Below are 9199 nucleotides of genomic sequence, written 5' to 3' on the forward strand. Positions count from 1 at the left end.
GGGCCGGGGTTACGGGTGCACGGGCGAGTTGGCGAGAACTCGGGTTTGGGTCCCGGCATGCCGACGGCCCCGGGAACACTTCCCGGGGCCGACGGTAGTTACGGTACGGAGCGCTTCAACGCACCTGCGGGGAAAGCTAGTTGGCGTTCACTAGGTGGTGGGCCGGGACCTTCACGGTGCGGGCGCCCTTCTTCCCTCCGAGGACGACCTTGCGCAGCGCGCTGTTGTTCTTGTGGTTGGTCTCCTTGAGCCGGTTCTCCGGGTTGGCGAGGACCTGGATGTAGTACGTGCCGTTCGGCAGGTCCGTGATGTCGAAGGACTGGCCGGGCAGGTCCTGGGTGTAGGTGTCACCGGAGCCGACGTCGAGCACCTCGCGGACGGAGATCGAGTTCTCCTGGCCGCACGCGGTGGACAGGTCGGTGTTGTCCGGGTGCCAGTTGGCGTTCTTCACCGTGTAGTCGACGGCGTCGGTGTTGGCCAGGCAGAACGCCTCCTTGCCGCTGCGCACCGACTCCTTCTGGTCGGCCTTCAGCAGGCGGTAGCTGGCGAAGTCCGTGAAGTGCCAGTGCTCGTGGCCGGGGCGCGGGTCCCACTCCATGGTGCCGGTCGGGGTGTAGCCGACCTGCTTGCCGGCGGCGTCGTAGAAGTACTGGTAGGCGTCCATCAGCTCCTTGCCCGGGGCACGGAAGCCGTCCACGACGAGCTTGGCCGGGCCCGCGTTCCACACGTTGGCGCTGAAGGCGAGGTAGTCCTTGCCGGGCACCTCCTCGTAGCCGTCGCTGACGGTGATGCCGTACGCGGGCAGCGAGCGCAGGTCGGGCTTGGGCACGTCGGGCACGGTCGCCTTGCCGGTGGGGCGCTTCGCGTTGGGGCGGGCGCCGGGCGCCTGGCGCGACCCGTCGGTCTGCCCGGCACGGTCGCCGACCTTGGCGGCGGAGAAGGCCTCCCGCTGGAGCGACTCCTTCTTCAGCGCCCAGGGCAGGGCGGCCGGAGCCGGCGGGTAGGGCCCGTGGCCGACGTTGAACGTGGAACCGGCGCCGGTCGTCCGGGCGGCGGGGGCCTCGGTGCGGGCCGGGGCACCGTGCGCGTGGGCGGAGGGCGCGGCGGGCGCGGCGGCCTTCCCGTGCCCCTCGTGCCCTTCGTGCCCGCCGTTCCCCCCGTGCCCCTTGTGCGCGGACGCGGCGCCGCGGCCGCCTGCGGGAGCCGGCGTCGGCTCCTCCCAACTGCGCTCGCGCACGGTGACCTTGACGGTGCGCGTCTGGTTGGCGATGCCGAAGAGGTCGCGGTACTTCTTCGTCACGTTGATCTTGGCGGTGTACGTACCGGCGGCCAGCTGGACCGGCTTGGAGTAGTAACCGGCGTAGGTGTTGGACGCCCAGCCGTTCTCCACGCCCCACACCGATCCGAGGGTGAAGGGGTTCACCGGACAGCTCTGCGGATACTTCGAGTTGGCGGGGGCGTCCGGTCGGACCCGCCCGGAGGCGTTGTTGGGGCAGAACGCCTCGGTCTGGGTGAGCACCGCCTTGCCCTCCGCGTCGGTGATCTTGATCTGCGCGAAGTCCGGCAGCCCGGAGAAGTCCTTCACGAGCCCGGCGGGGAGCGCCTTGGTCGTGGTCTTCTTCCCGTTCCGGAAGACCTGCGAGGCGACGACCGGGTCCTTGTAGGACTTCCGGGTCACCTTGAGCTCGAAGGCGCCGTTCTCGGAGGTGAGATACGTCCCGAGATCCAGGTAGACGCCCGGATCCTCCTTCCAGGAGTCGAGCGTCACCGAGGTGGAGGCGGCGATCAGGCTGAGCTTCGGCGTCGGCTCCGCCGTCTTGGCGTCGGGCGCGGCGGCGACGACGCCCGCGGTCACGGCGACGGCCGCGGCGACGGCGATCGAGGGGCGGGTCAGACGGTTCGTGCGGCCCTGCGGGAATCTGGTCATCATTCCTCGTACTTCCGGCTTCCGGGTGCGTGACGGAACGTGGACGAGCAGCACGGCCCCAACTCACCTGTGGCGACGCTGTGTCCGGACTGTGAGAGGCGGCACGGGGCCCCGCAGGTTGTCTGCACTCACCCGGGCGGCCCACAGTTGTCCGAAAAGTACCGCCCGGCCGGCGTAACGGAGCCCGGCGGGAGGCCTCGACGCGGCTACTGCGCAGCGGCTCTGCCGGACGGCACCCTCGCGCGCTTTTCGGCCAGGGGCGCCGGCAGCGGACCGGCCCGTTTCGTGCGGCGCTGGGTCACGGCGCTCTCGATGCGGGTGATGCCGTGCAGCGCGGCCAGCTCATCGGTCACGTAGGAGTGCAGACCGCTCACGCTGCGGCACTCCACCATGACGAAGACGGAGCTCGGCCCGGTGGTGAGGGCGGCGAACGCGACCTGCGGGTGCCCGGCCAGCGCCTCGGCGACCGCCCGGAGTCCGGCCGGAGGCACATCGAGCCACAGGAGCGCCTCGACGGGGTAGCCGAACAGGGCGGGGTCGATCTCCACCTCGAACGCGAGGACCCCGGAGTCCCGCAGCTGCCCGATGCGCCGCCGCACCGTGGATTCCGAGCACCCCGTGGCCGCCGCCAGCTGCCCCAGCTCCGCCCGCGCGTCCTGCGAGAGGGCGCGCAGCAGAGCGGTGTCGGTCGGGCTCAGCACCGGTAGGGCTGCCGCCGGGTCGGCCCGGGACGCCCGGGGCGGCAGCAACAGGCGTTGCTCCGCCTCGCCGAGGGCGTCCAGCCGGCCCGCCCACCCTCCGACACCGGCGACGGGCCGCAGCACGCACGCCGCACCGACCTCACGGACCCCCTCCGTGCGGGCCAGCCGCTCGAAGAACGAGCGCCGGCCGTCGTCGCCGGGCGGCGGCGTACGGACCATGCAGGTGAGTTCGGTGCCGCCCACCAGCGGAGCGATCCACGACGTGTCCTCCCGCCGCGCGAGCCGGACGGCGAGCGTCTCCACCGCCTCGGGCGCACAGCGGATCCGGACGATCCAGTCCAGCATCCCGGTCCGCCCGCCGTCGACCAGCCCCACGACCCGGAGGGCCAGGCGCGACCGGAGCCGGTGGTAGCGGCGGGCCACGGTGCGCTCCGGTACGCCGACGGCGGTGGCGATACGGCTGAAGGGCAGACGTCCGTCGAGCTGGAGGGCGTGAATGAGCCGACGGTCCAGGGCGTCGAGCGTGACGGTTTCCGTCAACGGGCCCCCTCCTCATGTCCGATTCCGGCGAACTCCGCCCCGAACGCGTCCTGTTCGGACTGCCAGGGGCTGACACTGCCGATGCCCACGGGCTCATGCTCCCACCCACCTGACCGCTCCCGAAGGAGACGACCGCCCATGGAACCTCTCGTCGCGCTCGTCGGCACGACCTGCCTGGCGCTGATCATCGGAGCGTGCGGGGTCCGCCGCCTCCGACGGCTGCCCACCGCCCTGCGCGGTGGACTGATGGTCATGTTCCTGCTGACCGGCGGAGCCCACTTCATCGGCATGCGTGACGAACTCGTCGCGATGGTGCCGCCGGCCCTGCCGGCCCCCGGCCTGCTGGTCACGGTGACCGGCGTCGCCGAGATCGCGGCGGCCCTGGCCCTGCTGCGGCGCGAGAGCGCCGCCCCGGCCGCCGGGCTCCTGACGTTCCTGCTGATCGCGATGTTCCCGGCCAACGTGTACGCGGCGGACACCGCCGAGACCTGGTGGGACGAGCTGATCCCGCGCACGCTGACGCAGCTCGTCTTCCTCGCCGCGACGACCACGGTGCTGGTGGACCAGGTCCGTGCGGCGCTGTCGATGAGGCGGCAGGGAATCGGGCCGCCGTCCGACGCTCCGCGTTCTCCTGCCACTCCCGGCCGATCGATCGCAGCAGGGCCGGATGGACCTCCAGGTACCGGAAGGGTTTGATGCCTCGCCCGGACCGGCCGACCACGGCCGGTACCCGGGAGCCGGGGCGGACCGTACCGCAGTCCGGCCGACGGACCGCTGCGCGACGTCACGCAGATGGACCCCTCAGCGGGCTGGGCGGCGGGCCAGTTGGTCTCCACCGGCTCCGACCTCGACCGCTTCTTCACCGCACTCCTCGCCGGCCGCCTCCTCCCGGCGGCCCAGCTCGGGCCCCCGCGTCAGCGGCCCTTCGCGGCCTCTCCCACCGGACGCCGGTCCAGGATCCGGGCCGTCGCGTCGGCGTCCAGGCGGGCGGTGCCCTCCTCGCCGGTCACCGTGACCCGGACCCGGGGGCCGGCTCCCGTACCCGCGCCCGGCGTCACGTCGATGCGCCAGCTCCTCGGGTCGCGTACGCCCAGGGTCGTGCGGGCCTCGTGGACCAGCGCGGGGAACAGTTCGTACGGGAGCGTCTGGACGTGCACCGTCTCACCGGCCGGGCGGGAGGAGTCGCCGCGGATCTGCATGCGGCGCTCCTCGATGACGATCGCGGTGACGTCCGAGGTGCCCGCCCGGGCCTCCAGATCCGTGGCCGTCTCCCGCATCCGCCCGAGGACCAGCAGTGAGGAGGAGGGTCCGGAGACCGTGGTGGACGTGGTGAACGTCCGGGAGGAGGAGGCGGACGACGTGACGGAGGGCTGCTTCGACGAGGGCCCCGTGTCGTCGTCGGACGTGAACAGCTCGCCCCGGAAGAGGAGCACCACCAGCGCCGCGCCCGCCAGGAACGTGAAGAGCACCAGCATGCACCAGGAGCCCTCGCTCGGCCCCGGGTTCTTCACCAGCGTGGATTCGGGCGCGGAGTCGATCTCCGCCTTCTCGGCCCGGCGGCTCCACTCCGGGGTGGGGCGGGTGACGATCCGCACGTACCAGGGCTCGTCCGGGCGGTACTCCACGACGGCGATGCCGCGCGGCCGGTAGAGGGGGATGTCGACCAGGTTGATGTGCTGGTCGATCTTCACCCGGTACGCCGGCCGGCCGTCCTCCGGCTCCGGCGCCACGGTCAGCCGGAACCTCACCGGCACGTCGGCCGTTTCGCCGCTCGTCGCCCGCAGGTCCTCGATCCGGGCGAGGGCGGTCCGGGTGACCGGCGGATCGCCGGGCCCCGGGGACCGTCGCCCGGCGACGACGCCGATCAGGATGAGGAGGACCAGGCCTCCGCCCCCGGTGAGGACGACGGGCAGCTCCTCCAGGATCGCGCCGACCACGAGGGCCGCGATCGCCGCCCCGGTAACCCCCGACAGGACCGTCAGGCGCAGGGCTTCGAAGATCCTGCGGATCAACGAACTCCCCCGCACGACACGCTCGTCGACGTCAGTGGCGTCCTGCCCGGCCGACCTCTGCCCCGTTGTCCCCATGACCGTGATTGTGCCGGGCGGGGGCGATCCGGGGCAGGGGCCGGCGGAAGAAATACGACGGGGTCAGTCCTCGCCCTCCAGGTTCCCTTCCGTCTCCAGGTACACCTGGCGCAGCGCGTCCAGCACCGCCGGGTCGGGCTTGGCCCACATGCCGCGCGACTCGGCCTCCAGGAGGCGTTCCGCGATGCCGTGCAGGGCCCAGGGGTTGGCCTCCTGGAGGAACTGCCGGTTCTCCGGGTCCAGGACGTACGTCTCGGTGAGCTTGTCGTACATCCAGTCGGCGACGACGCCGGTCGTGGCGTCGTACCCGAAGAGGTAGTCGACGGTGGCCGCCAGCTCGAACGCGCCCTTGTAGCCGTGGCGGCGCATCGCCTCGATCCACTTGGGGTTGACGACCCGGGCGCGGAAGACGCGGGACGTCTCCTCGACGAGCGTGCGCGTGCGGACGGTCTCGGGGCGGGTGGAGTCCCCGATGTACGCGGCCGGTGCCGTGCCCTTGAGCGCGCGCACGGTGGCCACCATGCCGCCGTGGTACTGGAAGTAGTCGTCGGAGTCCGCGATGTCGTGCTCGCGGGTGTCGGTGTTCTTCGCGGCGACCTCGATGCGCTTGTAGGCGCTCTCCATCTCCTCGCGGGCCGGGCGGCCGTCCAGCTCACGGCCGTAGGCGTAGCCGCCCCAGACCGTGTAGACCTCGGCGAGGTCGGCGTCGGTGCGCCAGTCGCGGGAGTCGATGAGCTGGAGGAGGCCCGCGCCGTAGGTGCCGGGACGGGAGCCGAAGATCCGGGTGGTGGCCCGGCGTTCGTCGCCGTGCTCGGCCAGGTCGGCCTGGGTGTGCGCCCGTACGTAGTTCCGCTCGGCGGGCTCGTCCAGTGAGGCGGCCAGCCGCACGGCGTCGTCGAGCAGCCCGACCGTGTGCGGGAACGCGTCACGGAAGAAGCCCGAGATGCGCAGCGTCACATCGATCCGGGGACGGCCCAACTCCTCGTACGGGATGGGCTCCAGGCCGGTCACGCGGCGCGAGGCGTCGTCCCAGACGGGGCGGATGCCGAGCAGCGCGAACGCCTCGGCGATGTCGTCGCCCGCCGTGCGCATCGCGCTGGTGCCCCAGAGGGAGAGGCCGACCGAGGTGGGCCAGTCACCGTTGTCGGTGCGGTAGCGGGTCAGCAGCGAGTCCGCCAGGGCCTGGCCGGTCTCCCAGGCCAGCTTCGAGGGGACCGCCTTCGGGTCCACCGAGTAGAAGTTGCGCCCCGTGGGGAGCACGTTGACCAGGCCGCGGAGCGGGGAGCCGGAGGGGCCCGCCGGGACGAAGCCGCCGTTCAACGCGTGGACGGCGTGGTTGAGTTCGTCGGTCGTGGCCGCCATGCGCGGGACGACCTCGGTGGCCGCGAAGGTGAGGATGTCGGCGACCGCGTCCGGCAGCCCGGCGGCGACCCCCGCCACGGCGGCCGGGTCCCAGTCGGCGTCGTCCATCGCCTGGACGAGCGCGCGGGCCTGCTCCTCGATCGTGTCGGCGGCGGTGCGAGTGGCGGCCGACTCGTCGAGGCCGAGCGCCTCGCGCAGCCCCGGCAGCGAGGCCGTACCGCCCCAGATCTGGCGGGCGCGGAGCACCGCGAGCACCAGGTTGACCCGGTCGTTCCCGGCGGGCGGGTTGCCCAGCACGTGGAGCCCGTCACGGATCTGGACGTCCTTGATCTCGCAGAGCCAGCCGTCGAGATGCATGATGAAGTCGTCGAAGCCCTCGTCCTCCGGCCGGTCCTCCAGCCCGAGGTCGTGGTCGAGCTTCGCGGCCTGGATCAGCGTCCAGATCTGCGCCCGGATCGCGGGCAGTTTCGCCGGGTCCATCGCGGCGATCTGGGCGTGCTCGTCGAGGAGTTGCTCCAGGCGGGCGATGTCGCCGTAGCTGTCGGCGCGGGCCATCGGCGGCACCAGGTGGTCGATCAGCGTGGCGTGGACGCGGCGCTTGGCCTGCGTGCCCTCGCCCGGGTCGTTCACCAGGAACGGGTAGACGAGAGGCAGATCGCCCAGGGCGGCGTCCGGACCGCAGGCGGCCGACAGACCCGCGTTCTTGCCGGGCAGCCACTCCAGGTTGCCGTGCTTGCCTAGGTGGATCATGGCGTCGGCGCCGAAGCCGTTGTCGTCGGCGGAGGCGGCGATCCAGCGGTAGGCGGCCAGGTAGTGGTGCGAGGGCGGCAGATCGGGGTCGTGGTAGATCGCGATCGGGTTCTCGCCGAAGCCGCGCGGCGGCTGGATGAGGATGAGGAGGTTGCCGCGCCGCAGGGCCGCGAGGACGATGTCGCCCTCCGGGTTGGCGGACCGGTCGACGAACATCTCGCCGGGCGCCGGACCCCAGTGCCGCTCCACGGCGAGGCGCAGCTCCTCGGGGAGGGTGGCGAACCAGCGGCGGTAGTCGGCGGCCGGGATACGCACCGGGTTCTTGGCCAACTGCTCGTCGGTCAGCCACTCCTGGTCGTGGCCGCCCGCCTCGATCAGCGCGTAGATCAGCTCGTCGCCGTCGCCGGAGACCAGCCCCGGGATGTCGGCCTCCGGGCCGAAGTCGTACCCCTCGGCGCGCAGCCGCCGCAGCAGCGCCACGGCACTGGCGGGCGTGTCGAGCCCGACCGCGTTACCGATCCGGGAGTGCTTGGTCGGGTAGGCGGAGAGCACGAGCGCGATGCGCTTCTCCGCGTTCGGGATGTTCCGCAGCTTCGCGTGCCGTACGGCGATCCCGGCGACCCGGGCCGCACGCTCGGCGTCGGCGACGTACGCCGGGAGCCCGTCCTCGTCGATCTCCTTGAAGGAGAAGGGGACGGTGATCAGGCGGCCGTCGAACTCCGGCACCGCGATCTGGGTGGCCGCGTCCAGCGGGGAGACGCCCTCGTCGTTCTCCTCCCAGGCGCTGCGCGGGCTGGTGAGGCAGAGCGCCTGGAGGATCGGCACGTCGAGCCCGGTCAGCGCCCCCGCGTCCCACGACTCGTCGTCGCCGCCGGCCGACGCCTCGGCGGGCTTGGTGCCGCCCGCGGCGAGGACGGTGGTCACGATGGCGTCGGCGGCGCGGAGCGCGTCGATCAGCTCGCTCTCCGGCGTACGGAGGGACGCGACGTACAGCGGGAGCGGCCGGGCCCCGGCGTCCTCGACGGCGGTGCACAGCGCGTCGATGAACGCGGTGTTCCCGCTCATGTGGTGGGCGCGGTAATAGAGGACGGCGACGGTCGGCGCGCCCTCGGGCACCTCACGGGCCTCCCGCTCCAGCGCTCCCCACGCGGGGGCCGGGGCGGGCGGCTCGAAGCCGTGGCCGGTCAGCAGCACGGTGTCGGAGAGGAACCGGGCCAGCTGCTCCAGGTTGGCGGGTCCGCCGTGCGCGAGGTAGGCGTGCGCCTCGGCGGCGATGCCGATCGGCACGGTGGAGGCGGCCATCAACTGGGCGTCGGGGGCCTGCTCACCGGTCAGCACGACGACGGGGCGGCCGGTGGCCAGCACCGCGTCCAGGCCCTCCTGCCAGGCCCGTACACCGCCGAGGAGGCGTACGACGACGAGGTCGACGCCGTCCAGCAGCTCCGGCAGTCCGTCGAGGGAGACGCGGGAGGGGTTGGCGTACCGGTAGCTGACGGGCCCCTCGGAAGCGCGGGCGCTCAGGAGGTCGGTGTCGGACGTCGACAGGAGCAGGATCATGCTGCGTCAGGCCTTCCTCGGGGTGTCCACGCCCCGGGCGGTGTCGGAGGGTCTCCCCGCGTCCGGCTCGGGAGCCGGGCGCTGCGCCCGGCTCGGAAACCTGGCGCTCGGGGAAGGGAGTTCCTGACTCGCCCGGCCGGTGGTGGCGGCCGTGCTCACAGTGGCGGGACCGCGCCGGAATCTCACCGGGCTTCCTCCCCTGTCGCCGTCTGGCGATGGCGGCCTGAACGGACCACCGCCTGCATCCTAAGCGGCGGGGCGGGACGGGGGCAGGG

The 9199-nt window shown here is 72.6% G+C and carries 5 protein-coding genes and 1 riboswitch; of the genes, 1 reads left to right on the plus strand and 4 read right to left on the minus strand.

Annotation, left to right across the window (positions count from 1 at the left end):
• Window positions 1-136 precede the first annotated feature (136 nt).
• Entirely contained in the window at window positions 137-1930 is a 1794-nt protein-coding gene (locus tag HET64_RS32260; RefSeq protein ID WP_215110697.1) for a lysyl oxidase family protein, read from the minus strand.
• A gap of 203 nt (window positions 1931-2133) precedes the next feature.
• Window positions 2134-3168, minus strand: a complete 1035-nt coding sequence (locus HET64_RS32265; RefSeq protein WP_215110698.1) for an Lrp/AsnC family transcriptional regulator — start codon at window positions 3166-3168, stop codon at window positions 2134-2136.
• A gap of 138 nt (window positions 3169-3306) precedes the next feature.
• Here HET64_RS32265 and HET64_RS32270 point away from each other — a divergent pair, with 138 nt between their 5' ends.
• Entirely contained in the window at window positions 3307-3864 is a 558-nt protein-coding gene (locus HET64_RS32270) for a hypothetical protein (protein ID WP_215110699.1), read from the plus strand.
• Between the two features lie 218 nt (window positions 3865-4082).
• Here HET64_RS32270 and HET64_RS32275 read toward each other — a convergent pair whose 3' ends face one another.
• Both HET64_RS32275 and cobN read right to left on the minus strand, forming a co-directional pair.
• Window positions 4083-5255 (minus strand): hypothetical protein, encoded by a 1173-nt coding sequence (locus HET64_RS32275; protein ID WP_215110700.1) that lies wholly within the window; start codon window positions 5253-5255, stop codon window positions 4083-4085.
• Between the two features lie 63 nt (window positions 5256-5318).
• Window positions 5319-8924, minus strand: coding sequence for a cobaltochelatase subunit CobN (gene cobN, locus HET64_RS32280; protein ID WP_215110701.1), 3606 nt, complete (start codon window positions 8922-8924; stop codon window positions 5319-5321).
• Window positions 8925-9041: 117 nt separating this feature from the next.
• Window positions 9042-9121, minus strand: a riboswitch (cobalamin riboswitch).
• Between the last annotated feature and the right edge of the window lie 78 nt (window positions 9122-9199).

Origin of the sequence: Streptomyces sp. McG3, from assembly GCF_018619185.1 — a bacterium.
Taxonomy (GTDB): domain Bacteria; phylum Actinomycetota; class Actinomycetes; order Streptomycetales; family Streptomycetaceae; genus Streptomyces.

Coding starts and splice junctions, on each gene's coding strand:
- HET64_RS32260 (WP_215110697.1), bottom strand. CDS start 1,930: ATGATGACCAGATTCCCGCAGGGCCGCACGAACCGTCTGACCCGCCCC.
- HET64_RS32270 (WP_215110699.1), top strand. CDS start 3,307: ATGGAACCTCTCGTCGCGCTCGTCGGCACGACCTGCCTGGCGCTGATC.
- HET64_RS32275 (WP_215110700.1), bottom strand. CDS start 5,255: ATGGGGACAACGGGGCAGAGGTCGGCCGGGCAGGACGCCACTGACGTC.
- cobN (WP_215110701.1), bottom strand. CDS start 8,924: ATGATCCTGCTCCTGTCGACGTCCGACACCGACCTCCTGAGCGCCCGC.